This window comes from Janthinobacterium sp. SUN033, from assembly GCF_030397595.1.
Lineage (GTDB): Bacteria > Pseudomonadota > Gammaproteobacteria > Burkholderiales > Burkholderiaceae_D > Janthinobacterium > Janthinobacterium kumbetense.
In genome coordinates this window covers 510,006-525,609 of the sequence record NZ_JAPQNV010000004.1, presented here as the reverse complement: position 1 = coordinate 525,609, position 15,604 = coordinate 510,006, and the positions used below count along the sequence as shown (strand labels likewise).

The window sequence follows — 15,604 nt, the reverse complement described above, 5'->3', positions numbered from 1 at the left end:
CCAGCATGCACGATTACAAACGTCCCCCCACCCTGCACCGCTACGGCCAGCGCAGCGAACTCGAGCTGGCGCTGAGCCTGGGCCAGTTCCGCCTTATGCCTGCGGGCAATTGTTTGACCCTGAGCTTTTCCCAAGTGTGGGACAAGCAACTGTTCGACCTGTTCGCCCCGGCCGACGCCTGTTTGATCATCCACAATACGGAAGAATTCGGCGAACGCCTGCATCGCGCCGTGCAGCGCACCTTGCCCAGCTGGGCCGGCATCGATGGCCTGGTCGAATATGGCCAGCGCGCCGCCCTGGGCGCCGCCTTCACCAAGACGCGCGCCGAAGCGCCCGAGCAGGAATGGCTGTTCGCCTGGCGCTCGATGCAGCCGCAGGCGAGCCTGAACCCCGTCACGGTAAAGCTGGGCAGCCTGGAAAACTTCGCGGAAATCCGCGACCGCGATACCTACCTGGCGTAGTTTTATCCGGATTTATCGGCGTACTGGCTGTCGATGCGGGCCAGCACGGCCGCCATCATGCGCTCGATATCGCCGCGTATCATGGTCGTGCCCAGCATGCCGGGCACGTAGAAGCCCGGCATCAGCCGGCTGGAAAAGACGATGCGCGTGCCGCCCGTCTCGGGGATGGGGTACAGATTCCAGCGCGATTCGTAATGCCGCATGTCGCCCGAGATCAGGGCGATGTCGATGGCCGTGAACGGCGTTTCCGTGGCCCGCACCACCAGGTGGATGGGGTGGTTCATGAACAGGAAGCGCGCCATGCCCTGCTGTTCGATGATGACTTCATTGCCGTTGCGCGACAGCACGCGGCAGGAACTCAGGTCCGGCACGAATTCATGCATGCGCTCGTAGGTGGTCAGGGTCTTCCAGACGGACGCCGGCGGCGCCTGCACGCTGCCGCTGGCATCGACTTCATACATGCGCTGCCCGTCGACCTCGATGCGCTTGACGTCGACCTTGAGCTTGTCCAGGCGTATCGCCTGCGCCAGCGCGGTAGCGGGGACGGCGCACAGCATCAGCAGGCAAAGGAAGAGTCGCGTCATGCACCTAGCCTACGGGAAACTTGCGCCCGGCACAAGCTGTACGCATCGCCGGCCCGTGCGCCGGGCGATTTAGAACTCCCGGTCTAGAGAAATACGCTGCGGCGAGCGGCAATGCTTGCTACCGTACGGCCTGCATACCACCTCTACCGGACCGATCACCATGACTGCCTATCCCCACCTGCTGGCCCCGCTCGACCTGGGTTTTACCTCTTTGCGCAACAGAGTCATCATGGGGTCCATGCATACGGGCCTGGAAGACCGTTTTTATCATTATGGCAAGCTCGCCGCGTTTTACCGCGAACGGGCGCGCGGCGGCGTGGGGCTGATCGTCACGGGCGGCATCTCGCCGAACCGCCAGGGCTGGCTGCTGCCGTTCGGCGGCACGCTCAATTTCCTCGGCGACGTGCCGAACCACCGCAAGGTGACGCGCGCCGTGCACGAGGAGGGCGGCAAGATCGTCATGCAGATCCTGCATGCGGGCCGCTATGGCTATCAGCCGTTCGTCGTCTCGGCGTCGGCGAAGAAATCGCCGATCTCGCCATTCCGCCCCCGTCCCCTGAGCGAACGGGGCATCGAGCGCACCATCTGCGACTACGTGCGCTGCGCGCGCCTGGCGCAAAAGGCCGGCTATGACGGCATCGAAGTGATGGGCAGCGAAGGATACTTATTGAATCAATTCCTGTGCGCGCGCACGAACCTGCGCCAGGACCGCTGGGGCGGCAGCATCGAAAACCGCATGCGCCTGCCCGTGGACATCGTGCGCCGCATCCGCGCCGCCGTCGGCCCCAACTTCATCATCATGTACCGCCATTCCCTGCTCGACCTGGTCGAGGGCGGCAATACCTGGGATGACGTGGTGGCGGTGGCCAAGGCCCTGGAACACGCGGGCGTGACGATTCTCAATACGGGCTTTGGCTGGCATGAGGCGAGGGTGCCCACCATCGTCACCTCCGTGCCGCGCGCCGCCTTCGCCTCCGTGGCGGGCCGGCTGCGCCGCGAAGTCGGCATTCCCGTGGTGGCGTCGAACCGCATCAACATGCCGCACGAAGCGAATGCCATCCTGGAGCGGGGCGACTGCGACCTGGTGTCGATGGCGCGCCCGTTCCTGGCCGACCCCCATTTTGTCGCCAAGGCCGCCTCCGGGCGCACGGACGAGATCAACACCTGCATCGGCTGCAACCAGGCGTGCCTGGATCACACCTTCGCCAACAAGCGCGCCAGCTGCCTGGTCAACCCGCGCGCCTGCCATGAAACGGAACTCGTGTACGCGAAAAAGGCCGTGCCGCGCCGGGTGGCCGTCGTCGGCGCCGGCCCGGCCGGCCTGTCCGCCGCCTGCGTGGCGGCCGAATGCGGGCACGAGGTGACCCTGTTCGACAGCAGCGACAGCGTGGGCGGCCAGTTCAAGGTGGCCATGCAAATTCCCGGCAAGGAAGAATTTACGGAAACCATCCGCTATTTTGCCCGCCGGCTGGCACTGCTGGAAGTCAAGCTGCGCCTGGGCCAGCGCGTGACGCGCGAGCAATTGCTGGCCGGCGGCTATGACGACGTCATCGTCGCCACCGGCATCAAGGTGCGCTTGCCGGCCATTCCCGGCATTGACCACCCGAAAGTGCTGTCGTATCTGGATGTGCTGCAAAGCAAGAAGCCTGTCGGCGCGCGCGTGGCCATCATCGGCGCGGGCGGCATCGGCTTCGACGTGGGCGAATACCTGCTGCACGACCCGGCGCATCCGCTGCCGCTGCCCGTGGCCACCTGGGCGGGCGAGTGGGGCGTGGACCTGGATGCGGCCACCGGCGGCGGCCTGGTGCCGCCCGTGGCGCCTGCGCCCGTGCGGCAAATCTTCCTGTTGCAGCGCAAGACCTCGAAAGTGGGCGCGGGACTGGGCAAGACGTCGGGCTGGGTGCACCGCGCGGCGCTGGCGAGAAACGGCGTGGCCATGCTGGCCGGCGTGAGCTATGACAAGATCGACGAGCAGGGCTTGCACATCACCGTGGGCGGCGAGCAGCGCCTGCTGGCGGTGGACAACGTGGTCATCTGCGCGGGCCAGGACAGCTTGACGGAGCTCATGCCGGACATGGGCAAGGATGGCAAGCCGCTGGCCACCGGCGGCCCCGGCTTCCATAAGATCGGCGGCGCCGCGCTGGCGGCGGAACTCGACGCCAAGCGGGCGATACGGGAAGGCGCGGAACTGGCTGCCAGCCTGTAAAAAGAAAGCCTGCCGGCTGGGAGCGGGCAGGCTTGCTGGACGGAAAGGGCGCTGGCTTAATGCCCGCCATGCCCCTTCTTCGCCGCATCAAAACTCTGCAGCACGTGCTCGGCCATGCCATTGGCCAGTTCGTGCTCGCCGATGAACACCTTGCCCGCGTTTTCCGCGCGCAGCAATTCCGCCTCTTCCTCGCTGTGCGTGCGCACCACCGTCATGATGTCCGGGTTCAGCGCGCGCGCCGTCTCGATCATGGCGCGCACGTGGAAGGTGTCCGGCGTGGCGATGACGAGCATGGTGGCGTGCGTGATGTGCGCCTGGATCAGCACGGCCGGTTCGCCCGCATTGCCGGCCACGGCCGGAATGCCCTGCTTGCGCAGCTGGTCAACGATTTCGCGGTTTTCCTCGGCCACGACGAAGTGGATGCCCCGTTCCATCAGGGCGGCGGCGATGCGCCGGCCCACGCGGCCATAGCCGACCAGGACGATCTGGCCCGACAGTTTTTCCTGCGGCACCGTCATCGGCAGCTCGGCCAGCGGGTCCGTGGTGCGTTCGAACTTGCGCGCGAAATCGCTGTTGCTCATCACGCGCAGCAGCGGCTTGGCCATGCTGAACACGAGCGGATTCAAGGCGATGGACAGGATGGCGCCGGCCAGGATCAGGCTTTGGCCTTCCTGCGGCATCAGGCCCAGCGACAGGCCCAGCGCGGCCAGGATGAACGAGAATTCGCCGATCTGCGCCAGGCTGGCCGAGACGATGATGGCCGTTTTCGGCGGATAGCGCAGGGCCATCACCAGCAGGAAGGCGGCGATCGACTTGCCGAAGATAATGATGGCGCACACGGCCAGCACTTGCAGGGGCTTCTCGATGAGGATGTTCGGCTCGAACAGCATGCCGACGGACACGAAGAACAGCACGGCGAACGCGTCGCGCAGGGGCAGCGATTCTTCCGCGGCGCGGTGGCTGAGTTCCGATTCGCGCAGCACCATGCCGGCGAAGAAGGCGCCCAGCGCGAAGGACACGCCGAACAGCTTGGTCGACGCATAGGCGATGCCGACGGCGGCGGCGATCACGCACAGGGTGAACAGTTCGCGCGAGCCGGTGCGCGCCACTTGCCACAGGATCCACGGGAACAGCTTGCGGCCGACGACGAGCATGAAGACGATGAAGCCGGCTACTTGCCCCAGGGTAATAGCCAGGGTTTGCCACAGGCTGACGGCCTCGGCATCCGGTGCGACCTTGCCGCCCAGCACGCCGGCAAACGCCGGCAGCAGCACCAGCACCAGCACGGTGACGAGGTCTTCCACCACCAGCCAGCCGACGGCGATGCGGCCGTTCAGGGAATCGAGGATGCCCCGTTCTTCCAGCGCGCGCAGCAGCACCACGGTACTGGCGACCGATAGGGCCAGTCCAAAGATCAGTCCGCCACCGAGGGTCCAGCCCCACCAGTGGGCCAGGCCCATGCCCATCGCCGTGGCGACGCCGATCTGCAGGATGGCGCCGGGCAGCGCGATCTTGCGCACGTCCCACAGATCCTCGATGGAAAAGTGCAGGCCGACACCGAACATCATCAGCATCACCCCGATTTCCGCCAATTGTCCCGCTATTTCCGCATCCGCCACAAAACCGGGCGTGGCCGGTCCGATGATGATGCCGGCGGCCAGATAGCCGACCAGGGCCGGCAGTTTCAGGCGCGCGGCGATGAAGCCGAAGATGAGGCCGAACCCGAGGGCGGCGGCGATGGTGGTGATCAGGCTGATGTCATGGGGCATGCGTGTGGGGTTCCTTATGGGGACGTGCGGATGGAAAAAGATGTTGCTCAGCGACCAAGTATAAACGCATCAAAGCCCCTGCCGGAAAATTTCCTGCGGCTTTATTGCAAAAAACCTGTGCTATATCTTCGTCCAGGTGGCCACGAACGCATGTTATCCACCCGGATCTTCGCCTAATTCAAGGACTCCACTCTATGCCACCCCGTGTCTCTACACCTTGCGCACGATCACGCAGCCGATGGAATAACCGGCGCCGAACGAGCAGATGACGCCCGTGGCGCCCGCCGCCATGTCATCCTGATACTTATGGAAGGCGATGATGGAGCCGGCCGACGAGGTGTTGGCGTAGGTGTCGAGGATCACGGGCGCTTCGTTGGCTTCCGCGTCGCGGCCCAGGATCAGGCGCGCGATCAGCAAGTTCATGTTCAGATTCGCCTGGTGCAGCCAGTAGCGGGAGACTTGCGCCACTTCCACGCCGGCCTTGGCCAGGGTCGCCTTGATCATTTCGGCGGCCATCGGGCACACTTCCTTGAAGACCTTGCGGCCTTGCTGGCGGAACAATTTATCGGCTTTACCCACGCCGGATTCGTCGAAACGGTTGAGGAAGCCGAAATTGTTGCGGATGGCATTCGAGAAGCGCGTTTTCAGTTCCGTGCCGATGATCTCGAACTGGTGCTGCGAGACGGCCGTGTCTTTCGCTTCGACGATGATGGCCGTGCAGGCGTCGCCGAAAATGAAATGGCTGTCGCGGTCGCGCCAGTTCAGGTGGCCGCTGGTGATTTCCGGGTTCAACACCAGCACGGCGCGCGCCTGGCCGCTTTGCACGGCGGCCACGGCTTGCTGGATGCCGAAGGTGGCGGACGAGCACGCCACGTTCATGTCAAAACCATAACCGTCGATGCCCAGCGCATCCTGCACTTCCACGGCCATGGCCGGGTAGGCGCGCTGCATATTGCTGCAAGCCACCAGTACCATGTCGATATCGGCTGGCGTGCGGCCGGCGCGCGCCAAGGCGTCGCGCGCGGCGGCGACGGCCATTTCCGCCTGCAGCGACAGTTCGTCATCGCCACGCTCCGCAATGCGCGACACCATGCGGGCCGGATCGAGGATGCCTTCCTTTTCCATCACGAAGCGCGACTTGATGCCGGACGCCTTTTCGATGAAGGCCACGCTCGACAGGTCCAGCGCCGTCACCGTGCCCGCGGCGATCGCGTCGGCATTGTCGGCATTGAATTTTTCCGCGTAGGCATTGAAGCAGGTGACCAGCTCTTCGTTGGAGATCGAAAATGGCGGCGTGTACAGTCCGGTACCGCTGATGACGACTTGTTTCATGGTTAAACTTTCAAATTTGGCAATCGGCGCGATGCCGATAAGTGAAGCAAATTTTACACAAACGGGCTCGACTGTAGAGAGTTTCGTGTTGCGGGGCAGGGGGAAGTGTGGCGGAAGATTGATTTTTGTCGCGTGGACGGGGTAACGGGGGGCATGGCGCCCCCCGCCGTGCTGCTGGCGTTGCTGTTTACTTCTTCTGTTCTTGCTTGACGTCGGCTTGCACCACCACCGGTTCGGCCTTGGCCAGTTGCACCGGCAAACCTTTCAGGTGGTTCAGCGCCTGGTGCAGCTGGAAATCGTCCTGGCTGCCGAATTCCAACGGTTTGCGGGTCTTTTCCAGGGCGATGATGCGCAATTGCTCTTCCATCTCGTCGTTGACGGGCGCGGCCTTGGCGCTTTCCTTGTCGCGGTCGTTGCTCAGGTGCTTGGAGAGGTCCGCTTCGCGGATGCGCAAGCCGTTCAAGCCGTCGCCGTCCGCATTTTCATCGACCAGCAGGTCGGGCACGATGCCCTTGGCCTGGATCGAGCGCCCGTTCGGCGTGTAGTAGCGGGCCGTCGTCAGCTTGACGGCCGTGTCGGCAGTCAATTGGCGGATGGTTTGCACGGAACCCTTGCCAAAGGTTTGCGTGCCGATGATGGTGGCGCGCTTGTAATCCTGCAGGGCGCCGGCGACGATTTCCGAGGCCGAGGCCGAACCCGTGTTGACGAGCACCACCAGCGGCACTTTCTTGATGGCGGCCGGCAATTTCGCCAGGGCATCGCCTTCCGAGCGGAACGTATAGTATTCGGCGCGGCCATAAAACACCTGTTTCGAGTCCGGCAACTGGCCGTTGGTCGAGACGATGGCCGCGTCCTTCGGCAGGAAGGCGGCCGAGACGCCGATGGCGCCCTGCAGCACGCCGCCCGGATCGTTGCGCAGGTCGAGCACCATGCCCTTGATGTTCGGGTCTTGCTTGTAGAGCGCCGTGATCTGCGCGGCCATGTCGTCGACGGTCGGTTCCTGGAATTGCGACACGCGCAGCCAGGCGTAGCCCGGCTCGACCATCTTCGCCTTCACGCTTTTCTGGTGGATTTCCTCGCGCGTGATAGTGAAGGCCAGCGGCTGCGGTTCATCCTTGCGGGCAATGGTCAGCGACACCTTGGTGCCCGGCTCGCCGCGCATGCGCTTGACGTTGTCGTCCAGGCTGACGCCTTTCACGGGCTGGCCGTCGAGGCGGGTGATCAGATCGCCTGCCTTGATGCCGGCGCGGTAGGCGGGCGAATCCTCGATGGGCGAGACGATCTTGATGTAGCCGTCTTCGCTGAGGCCAATTTCAATGCCCAGGCCGACGAACTTGCCTTCGGAGCCTTCGCGCAGTTCGGCGTAGGCTTTCTTGTCCAGATAGGCGGAATGGGGGTCGAGCGAGGCGACCATGCCGGAAATGGCGTCTTCCAGCAGTTTCTTGTCTTCGACGGGTTCCACGTAATCGGACTTGATCAGGCCAAACACATCGGCCAGCTGGCGCAGCTCTTCCAGCGGCAGGGGCGGCTCGACGTTTTTTTGCGCCATGGCGGAAAATTGCAGCGACACGGCGACGCCGGCCACCACGCCCAGGCCGATCAAGCCGGTATTTTTGAGTTTGCCCATCATTGCACCTTTGCAGCTAGCGTGTCTTGCACAAGCGCCAGTCCCCGTGGAGCGGCGCTTTCCTGAAAGTATAGACCTGAATCTCTGCCGGCGTGGGCCGGCCGTGGAAAAAGCATGCCTGGGCCCAGTCTACGCGCGAAAACGGGCTCGCCAGCTTGCCATATGTTGCGGTTTTGTATGCGATGTATAGTTACTCTTGAGGGGAGTAAGCATTTGTAAGAGTCGAAAAAAAGCGTGTGCCGCGGCCCTATAGTGGACTCGCATTCTCGACCCGAAGTGGTTTTGCCTGCGTCTGCGGACGCAGGCTTTTTTTTATCCGGAGCCCCCATGACCTCGTTGACCTTCCTCCCCGCCGTGCGCCGTTTCAGCCTGGCCTTGCTGCTGGGCACCACCGCCTTGACCGCCTCGGCCGTGCCGATTGCCGACATGCGCCTGGAAGACTTGCTGCCGATGGCGCCCGATTTCAAGACGGAATTGAAGCTCAATGCGAATCAGACCACCTTGTGGCAGCAGGTGGAAGGGAAATCGCGTCAACTCTTGCGCGAACGCAAGGCGCGCCGCGAACGCCTGCAAGCGGGCGTGGCGCAGGGTTTGCAGGCGCCCCGGCTGGAGCTGCGCGACCTGCTCGCCGGCCTGGACATAGAAAGCACGCAGAGCCTGGCCGAGGAAAAGCAGCTGCGCGAATGGTGGCTGAGCGTCAACGATGCCCTGGACGAGAACCAGCGCCAGATGGTGGCCCAGTTCATCGCCGGCCAGATGGCGCGCGTGATGGACGCCGCCATGCCCCGCAGCGAATCGCGCGGCGCGCCCGGTGGCGAGCACGGCGGACGCAAGGGCGGTGGCAAGGGCGGCATGGGTGGTGCGGGCGTGAGCATGGGCAGCGGGGGTGCCGGTATGACCTTGCCCGGCAACTGAGGGTAAGCAGGTGGCAGGTGCGGGGGCAAGCAAGGGGCAAGGATGGCCAAAAGGCATGCTTGCGTGCTACATTCCTGCAGCGCCTGGCGCGGCAGGCTATCCGCCCGAAGCTATCCGCCCGGTCTTTTTGACATGCCCCATAAGGACAATCCGTGAATCGCTATCTCTTGAGCAGTCTGACCCTGACCCTGTTGGCTGCGTTTGCCCATGCCGCCGAACCCGCATCCGCCGTTGCCGCCCCGACCGTGGCCCCCAGTGTCGCACCTTCCGCACCTGCCGCCGCCGGCGTCGTTTCCGGCATCGATGTGCAGTACATCGACCCCGCCGTGCGCGTGCAGGACGACTTCTTTACCCATTTGAATGGCAAGTGGCTGGCCACGGCCGAGATCCCTGCCGACAAGTCGAGCTGGGGTTCGTTCGCCAAGCTGCGCGATGACACCACGCCACAGTTGCGCGGCATCATCGAAGCCACGCAAAAGGACAAGAACAGGAAAGCCGGTTCCGAAGCGCAGAAAATCAGCGACCTGTACGCCAGCTACATGGATGAAGCCAAACTCGAGGCGCTGGGCACGAAGCCGCTGGCCGGCGAACTGAACCGCATCCGCTCGCTGCGCGACAAGAAGGGCGTGCCCGCCCTGATCGCCCACCTGAGCCAGACGGGCGTGGCCACGCCGTACGCCGTCTACGTGGGCCAGGATGCCCGTGCTTCGACGAAATATGCAGCCTACGTGAGCCAAAGCGGCCTGGGCATGCCGGACCGCGACTACTACCTGGAAGCCAAGCAGGCTGGCGTCAAGGAAAAATACCAGGCGCACGTGGAAAAAATGCTGGCCATGGCGGGCGACAAGAATGCCGCCGCCCGCGCCAAGGCTGTCGTGGCGCTGGAAACGGCCCTGGCCGAAGTGCAATGGACCAAGGTCGAGAACCGCGACCCCGTCAAACGCTACAACAAGACCGACATCAACAAGCTGAACGATCTGACTCCTGGCTACGACCTGAAGTCCGGCCTGGCCGCGCTGGGCATCGCCAACAAGGTCGATTACGTGATCGTCAACCAGCCGAGCTACCTGGCCGGCTACAACAAGGTGCTGGCGTCAAGCGACCTGGACACCCTGAAAGCGTATTTCGAATGGCAGTTGCTGCGCAGCTATGCCAGCTACCTGTCGAAAAACTTCGTCGATGAAAGCTTTGCCTTCTACGGCACGGTACTGAGCGGCGTGACGGAAAACCAGCCGCGCTGGAAGCGTGGCGTGGGCGCCGTCGAAGGCGTGCTGGGCGAAGCCGTCGGCAAACTGTACGTGGCGCAATACTTCCCGGCAGAACGCAAGGCGCACATGCAGGAACTGGTGAAAAACGTGCTGGCCGCCTACAAGGACAGCATCGACACCCTGGACTGGATGAGCCCGGAAACCAAGAAGGAAGCGCAAGCCAAGCTGGCCAAGTTCACGCCGAAGATCGCGTATCCGAACAAATGGCGCGATTACACGAAGCTGCAAATCGTCCAGGGCGACCTGGTGGGCAACATGATGCGCGCCGCCAACTTCGGCTCCGCGCGCCAGGTGGCCAAGCTGGGCAAGCCGATCGACCGCGAAGAGTGGGGCATGACGCCGCAGACGGTGAACGCCTATTACAGCTCGACGATGAATGAAATCGTCTTCCCGGCCTCCATCCTGCAGCCGCCGTTCTTCGACGCCAACGCGGACGACGCCGTCAACTATGGCGCCATCGGCGCCGTCATCGGCCATGAAATCAGCCACGGCTTTGACGACAAGGGCAGCCAGTCCGATGGCGACGGCAACCTGCGCGACTGGTGGACCCCGGCCGACCGCAAGAATTTCGCCGCCAAGGCCGACGCGCTGACCAAGCAATATGACGGTTACAGCCCATTGCCTGGCTACCACGTCAACGGCGCCCTGACCCTGGGCGAGAACATCGCCGACAACTCGGGCGTGGCGATCGCCTACAAGGCCTATAAAATCTCGCTGGGCGGCAAGCCTGCACCCGTGCTCGACGGCTTGACGGGCGACCAGCGCTTCTACATGGGCTTTGGCCAGGTGTGGCGCAGCAAGATGCGTGAAGCGCAGCAGATCGTGCAGATCAAGACCGACCCCCATTCGCCGGGCCAGTACCGCGCCAATGGCACCATGGTCAACCAGCCTGGCTTCTACGAAGCATTTGGCGTGAAACCGGGCGACAAGATGTACGTTGCGCCGGAAAACCGCGTCATCATCTGGTAAGCGCATGCGCGTCGTCGTGAAAAACGTACTACTGTAACAACAGAAAAGGCCACCTCGCGTGGTCTTTTTTGCATTCTGGCCAAAGTTCTTTCTGTCGTTTCGGCCTGTATGCTACAGTCAAAAACCGGGCCAGAAGCCCTGGGCCTTCTGACCCTTATATTCCACACAATACAATATAGAGGACAACCGTGAATCGTTATTTGTTAAGTGCATTGACCCTGAGCTTGCTGGCCGGCGTGTCCGGCATGGCTGGCGCCGCTGATACGGCCAAGAAAGCTGCCGCCGCTCCCGCCACGGCCGTCGCCGCCGCCGCGCTGACGTCCGGCATCGCCGTCGAATACGTCGACCCTGCCGTGCGCGCGCAGGACGACCTGTTCCAGCACCTGAATGGCAAATGGCTGGCGGAAACGGTCATTCCTGCCGACAAGTCGAGCTGGGGCAGCTTTGCCAAGCTGGCTGACGATACGCAAACGCAGCTGCGCGGCATCGTCGAAGGCGCGGCCGCCGACAAGGCCCGCGCGGCCGGTTCGAATGCCCAGAAAATCGGCGATTTTTATAACAGCTTCATGGATGAAGCCAAGCTGGAAAGCCTGGGCCTGACACCGTTGAACGCGGAGCTGGCGAAGATCGCCGCGCTGCAGGACAAGGCGGAATTGCCGGCCGTAATCGCCCACTTCAGCAAGCTGGGCGTGACCTCGCCTTACGACTTCGGCATCCACCAGGACGCCAAGGATTCCACCAAATACGTGGCCGACATCGTGCAAAGCGGCCTGGGCTTGCCTGACCGCGATTACTACCTGGAAGCAGGCAAGGCCGATACGCGCGCCAAATACCTGGCCCACGTGGAAAAAATGCTCAGCCTGGCCGGCGACGCGAACGCTGCCGCGAATGCGAAAGCCATCCTCGCGCTGGAAACGGAACTGGCCAAGGCGCAATGGAGCAATGTGCAGAACCGCGACCCCGTCAAGACCTACAACAAGGTGGAACTGGCGAAACTGGCCGCCGTGGCGCCAGGCTACGACTGGGCCCGCTACCTGAAGGACACGGGCATCGCCGGCAAGGTCAATTACGTGATCGTCAGCCAGCCCAGCTACCTGAAAGGTTTTGCCGAGATCGCCAACAAGACGCCGCTGGAAACGTGGAAAGCCTACTTCCAGTGGCACTTGCTGCACGCCAACGCCGGCTACCTGCCGAAAGCGTATGTCGATGAAAACTTCGCGTTTTATGGCACCACCCTGACGGGCGTGACGGAAATGCGTCCGCGCTGGAAACGCGGCGTGGGCGCCGTCGAAGGCGCGCTGGGCGAAGCCGTGGGCCAACTGTACGTGGAGCAGTATTTCCCGGCCGAGCGCAAGGTGCGCATGGAAGCGCTGGTGAAAAACCTGATGACGGCCTACCAGCAAAGCATCGACAAGCTGGACTGGATGAGCCCCGTCACCAAGAAACAGGCGCAAATCAAGCTGTCCAAGTTCACCACCAAGATCGGCTATCCGAACAAATGGCGCGATTACTCGGGCCTGACGGTGGCGCCGGACGATTTGATCGGCAACATCCAGCGTTCGCACTTGCTCAACTACAACCGCGAATTGAACAAGCTGGGCCAGCCTATCGACCGCGATGAGTGGGGTATGACGCCGCAGACCGTGAATGCTTATTACAACCCGGAACTGAATGAAATCGTCTTCCCGGCCGCCATCCTGCAAGCGCCGTTCTTCGACGCCAACGCGGACGACGCCGTCAACTACGGCGCCATCGGCGGCGTGATCGGCCATGAAATCAGCCACGGCTTCGACGACCAGGGCGCCCAGTACGACGGCGACGGCAACTTGCGCGACTGGTGGACCAAGGCCGACCATAAAAACTTCGCCAAGAAAACCAAGCAGCTGGTGGCGCAGTACAACAGCTTCAGCCCCGTCAAGGGCCACTTCGTCAACGGCGAACTGACCCTGGGCGAGAACATCGCCGACAATTCCGGCGTGGCGATCGCGTATAAAGCGTACAAATTGTCGCTGAACGGCAAGAAAGCCCCCGTCATCGACGGTTTCACGGGCGAGCAGCGCTTCTATGCGGGTTTTGCCCAGGTCTGGCGCATGAAGATGCGCGAAGCGCAGCAACTGGTCTTGCTGAAAACGGACCCGCACTCGCCAGGCCAGTTCCGCGCCAACGGCACCATGCGCAACCAGCCCGGCTTCTACCAGGCGTTTGACGTGAAACCGGGCGACAAGATGTATCTGCCACCGAAAGACCGCGTCATCATGTGGTAAGACGCTAGTCCGAGGCATAAGTTGCCAGCCGCCCCGCGCAAGCCGGGCGGCTTTTTTACGCCGTGTGATCTGGCGCAAACGATGGGTAAAAAAAAACCGCCCTGGCGGGCGGTTCCTGGAAACGGGTGTGACGCTGCTTACTTGGCCGGTTCCGCGGCTGGTGCGGCGGCGCCATCAGCGGCAGCGGCCGGTGCCGGCACTTCCGGTTCCTTGAACTTGCCGCCCGACGCGTTGGCGATGTAGACGACGGCGCGCGCCACTTCCACATCGTCGAGGTCGGGATTGCCGCCCTTGGCCGGCATCGCGCGCAAGCCTTCGATCGCGTGTTTCAGGACCGTATCGTAGCCCTGGGCCAGGCGGGCCGACCAGCTGCCCGCATCGCCAAACTTCGGTGCACCGGCCACGCCGGCGCCATGGCAAGCCACGCAGGTTGCCGTGTACACGGCTTCGCCGCTTTGCAACACTTTCGGACCGCTGGCATCCTTGAAGGTAAAGCCGGCGTTGGCCACTGGGCTCAGGCGCTCGGCGATGGCTTCCGGTGACTGGCTGTCCGTACCGGCGCCCGTCAGTTTTTGCGCCGTGACGAACTGCACCAGCAGAATGATGCCGATGACGGTGATGAGGAAGAAGCCAGCTACGGCGGCAAGCAATTGTTTAGGCGTTTTGATCGCTGATTGTTGTTCGTTATGTGCGTCGCTCATGATGTCCTTAGTCCAGATTTGAAACTGATGGCCGTGTAAGGTAGCATTTTTACATGCTTGTATGTAAACCTTTATGAAACCCACAATTATAGGCACAAAAATTGAGCAGCGACATGCAATTGCCAGCGATACGACAGTTTCCGTAGACGTAGGTAAAGAAAAACGGTATCCTTCGCATCACTTCAGAAATTCCCCCTACGCGGCTGTAGCTCAGTGGATAGAGTATTGGCCTCCGAAGCCAAGGGTCGTGGGTTCGATCCCCGCCAGCCGCACCAAGATGTCCCCGTTGTTTCCTCCATTATTTCCCCCTCTGTTCGCAGTTGATGGGTTCTCCTGTGTCTGTTCGCCTTGCCGTTCTGGCTTCGTGTCGTGCTTGTCCGTGCACAAATTGTTATACTATTTTGGTTGCGTTTATTGCGTTTGACTCGTAAGCTTGAACGGGAAGTAGGGAGGAATACCATGTCGAATGTGATTGACCGTCTGGAAAATAAAGAAGACCTGGAACTGGCGAAAGCGGCGCAGCGTTGCTTGGTCAGTGCGCTAGATCATTCGCGTGCCGTGCAGATTGCCATTCTGGAAGAGGGTGCGCAGGACTTGGGCGACGCCCCCTTGCTGCGCTTGCCGCCGAATGTATTGCGCCTGTTTGCCGATGTGTTAGGCACCTTGGCGCAAGGGAAGGCCGTGACGGTCATGCCCAAGGAGCTCGATGTGACGACCCAGGAAGCGGCCATGTATTTGAATATGTCACGGCCGTATCTGGTGCGCTTGCTTGAAGCGGGGAAAATTCCCCATCATAAGGTGGGTACGCACCGCCGGCTGCGCTTTGAGGATGTGGTGCAGTACAAGGATGAGCGCAAACGGCGTTCGCAACAGGCCTTGCAAGCCTTGGCAGATCAGGCGCAGGAGCTTGAACTGGGGGACTGATGGCCGGATACTACCGTTACACTGCCGTCCTCGATGCCTGTGTGTTATATCCGGCACCCTTGCGCGATCTATTGCTGAGTTTGGCGGCGGACGGTATCTTCAGCGCACGCTGGACAGCGCAGATACAGGAGGAGTGGCAACGCAACTTGCTGCTCAAGCGGCCTGATCTCGACCCTTCGGCGTTGGCGCGCACCAGCGCGCTGATGGCCGAGGCAGTGGAGGATGGCGTGATCGAAGCGTACGAATACCTGATCGATACCTTGATCTTGCCCGATCCGGACGACCGGCACGTTCTGGCGGCTGCTATCGTGGGACATGCTGATGCCATCGTCACCTTCAATCTCAAGGATTTCCCGGACGCGCTCATGCGCGGGCACAACATTGAAGTCTTGCACCCGGATGATTTTCTGGTGGCCCAGTATGAATTGGCCCCCACACGCATGCTTGCTGTCGTCAAGGAAAATCGGGCACGATTGCGCAAACCGCCCAGATCCTCAGCCGAATTGATTGCCACTTACGAAGCGCAAGGCTTGTCCCAGTTGAGCAAGTTGCTGCGCTCCGCCATGGCTTCGCTATAACGTGGC

12 protein-coding genes and 1 tRNA gene are annotated in these 15,604 nt (G+C 62.3%); 8 read left to right on the top strand and 5 right to left on the bottom strand.

The annotated features are described in order from the left end of the window. Positions 1–5 precede the first annotated feature (5 nt). Positions 6–461 carry a hypothetical protein gene (locus tag OX460_RS19480; RefSeq protein ID WP_099408108.1) on the top strand — a complete coding sequence of 152 codons (456 nt, stop codon included), beginning with the start codon at positions 6–8 and terminating at the stop codon, positions 459–461. Between the two features lie 2 nt (positions 462–463). Here the strand turns inward: OX460_RS19480 and OX460_RS19475 are convergent, their stop codons facing one another. After that, positions 464–1,045: an SRPBCC family protein gene (locus OX460_RS19475; protein WP_289899628.1), complete on the bottom strand. Its 582-nt coding sequence runs from the start codon at positions 1,043–1,045 to the stop codon at positions 464–466. A gap of 160 nt (positions 1,046–1,205) precedes the next feature. Here OX460_RS19475 and OX460_RS19470 point away from each other — a divergent pair, with 160 nt between their 5' ends. Further along, a complete protein-coding gene (locus OX460_RS19470) occupies positions 1,206–3,251 on the top strand; it encodes an NADPH-dependent 2,4-dienoyl-CoA reductase (RefSeq protein ID WP_289899627.1) in 2,046 nt (681 codons plus the stop codon). 56 nt (positions 3,252–3,307) lie between these two features. Here the strand turns inward: OX460_RS19470 and ybaL are convergent, their stop codons facing one another. From ybaL to OX460_RS19455, 3 genes are all read right to left on the bottom strand, one after another. After that, complete coding sequence (gene ybaL / locus OX460_RS19465; RefSeq protein ID WP_099665872.1) at positions 3,308–5,020, bottom strand: YbaL family putative K(+) efflux transporter; 1,713 nt, start codon at positions 5,018–5,020, stop codon at positions 3,308–3,310. A 210-nt stretch (positions 5,021–5,230) separates the two neighbouring features. After that, the gene (locus OX460_RS19460) at positions 5,231–6,352 is read right to left on the bottom strand and encodes a beta-ketoacyl-ACP synthase III (RefSeq protein WP_289899626.1); all 1,122 of its coding nucleotides are present in this window, start codon (positions 6,350–6,352) and stop codon (positions 5,231–5,233) included. A 187-nt stretch (positions 6,353–6,539) separates the two neighbouring features. Beyond that, positions 6,540–7,982 carry a S41 family peptidase gene (locus OX460_RS19455; protein ID WP_289899625.1) on the bottom strand — a complete coding sequence of 481 codons (1,443 nt, stop codon included), beginning with the start codon at positions 7,980–7,982 and terminating at the stop codon, positions 6,540–6,542. A 324-nt stretch (positions 7,983–8,306) separates the two neighbouring features. On the opposite strand from OX460_RS19455, the gene OX460_RS19450 reads away from it, so the two are divergent. From OX460_RS19450 to OX460_RS19440, 3 genes are all read left to right on the top strand, one after another. Beyond that, the gene (locus tag OX460_RS19450) at positions 8,307–8,894 is read left to right on the top strand and encodes a hypothetical protein (RefSeq protein ID WP_289899624.1); all 588 of its coding nucleotides are present in this window, start codon (positions 8,307–8,309) and stop codon (positions 8,892–8,894) included. 152 nt (positions 8,895–9,046) lie between these two features. After that, entirely contained in the window at positions 9,047–11,131 is a 2,085-nt protein-coding gene (locus OX460_RS19445) for a M13-type metalloendopeptidase (RefSeq protein ID WP_289899623.1), read from the top strand. 188 nt (positions 11,132–11,319) lie between these two features. Then, a complete protein-coding gene (locus OX460_RS19440) occupies positions 11,320–13,395 on the top strand; it encodes a M13-type metalloendopeptidase (protein WP_099665867.1) in 2,076 nt (691 codons plus the stop codon). 137 nt (positions 13,396–13,532) lie between these two features. Here the strand turns inward: OX460_RS19440 and OX460_RS19435 are convergent, their stop codons facing one another. Continuing rightward, positions 13,533–14,096, bottom strand: a complete 564-nt coding sequence (locus OX460_RS19435) for a c-type cytochrome (protein ID WP_099665866.1) — start codon at positions 14,094–14,096, stop codon at positions 13,533–13,535. Positions 14,097–14,295: 199 nt separating this feature from the next. On the opposite strand from OX460_RS19435, the gene OX460_RS19430 reads away from it, so the two are divergent. From OX460_RS19430 to OX460_RS19420, 3 genes are all read left to right on the top strand, one after another. After that, a tRNA-Arg gene (locus OX460_RS19430) sits at positions 14,296–14,371 on the top strand. Positions 14,372–14,555: 184 nt separating this feature from the next. After that, entirely contained in the window at positions 14,556–15,020 is a 465-nt protein-coding gene (locus OX460_RS19425; RefSeq protein ID WP_251349507.1) for a helix-turn-helix domain-containing protein, read from the top strand. Continuing rightward, entirely contained in the window at positions 15,020–15,598 is a 579-nt protein-coding gene (locus OX460_RS19420) for a PIN domain-containing protein (RefSeq protein ID WP_289899622.1), read from the top strand. Before OX460_RS19425 ends, OX460_RS19420 begins: the two co-directional genes overlap by 1 nt. Positions 15,599–15,604 lie beyond the last annotated feature (6 nt).

Excerpts from the sequence above, each read along its gene's own strand:
- OX460_RS19475 (WP_289899628.1), bottom strand. The coding sequence starts at position 1,045 with ATGACGCGACTCTTCCTTTGCCTGCTGATGCTGTGCGCCGTCCCCGCT.
- OX460_RS19470 (WP_289899627.1), top strand. The coding sequence starts at position 1,206 with ATGACTGCCTATCCCCACCTGCTGGCCCCGCTCGACCTGGGTTTTACC.
- OX460_RS19455 (WP_289899625.1), bottom strand. The coding sequence starts at position 7,982 with ATGATGGGCAAACTCAAAAATACCGGCTTGATCGGCCTGGGCGTGGTG.
- OX460_RS19460 (WP_289899626.1), bottom strand. The coding sequence starts at position 6,352 with ATGAAACAAGTCGTCATCAGCGGTACCGGACTGTACACGCCGCCATTT.
- OX460_RS19420 (WP_289899622.1), top strand. The coding sequence starts at position 15,020 with ATGGCCGGATACTACCGTTACACTGCCGTCCTCGATGCCTGTGTGTTA.
- OX460_RS19425 (WP_251349507.1), top strand. The coding sequence starts at position 14,556 with ATGTCGAATGTGATTGACCGTCTGGAAAATAAAGAAGACCTGGAACTG.
- OX460_RS19435 (WP_099665866.1), bottom strand. The coding sequence starts at position 14,096 with ATGAGCGACGCACATAACGAACAACAATCAGCGATCAAAACGCCTAAA.
- ybaL (WP_099665872.1), bottom strand. The coding sequence starts at position 5,020 with ATGCCCCATGACATCAGCCTGATCACCACCATCGCCGCCGCCCTCGGG.
- OX460_RS19450 (WP_289899624.1), top strand. The coding sequence starts at position 8,307 with ATGACCTCGTTGACCTTCCTCCCCGCCGTGCGCCGTTTCAGCCTGGCC.
- OX460_RS19480 (WP_099408108.1), top strand. The coding sequence starts at position 6 with ATGCACGATTACAAACGTCCCCCCACCCTGCACCGCTACGGCCAGCGC.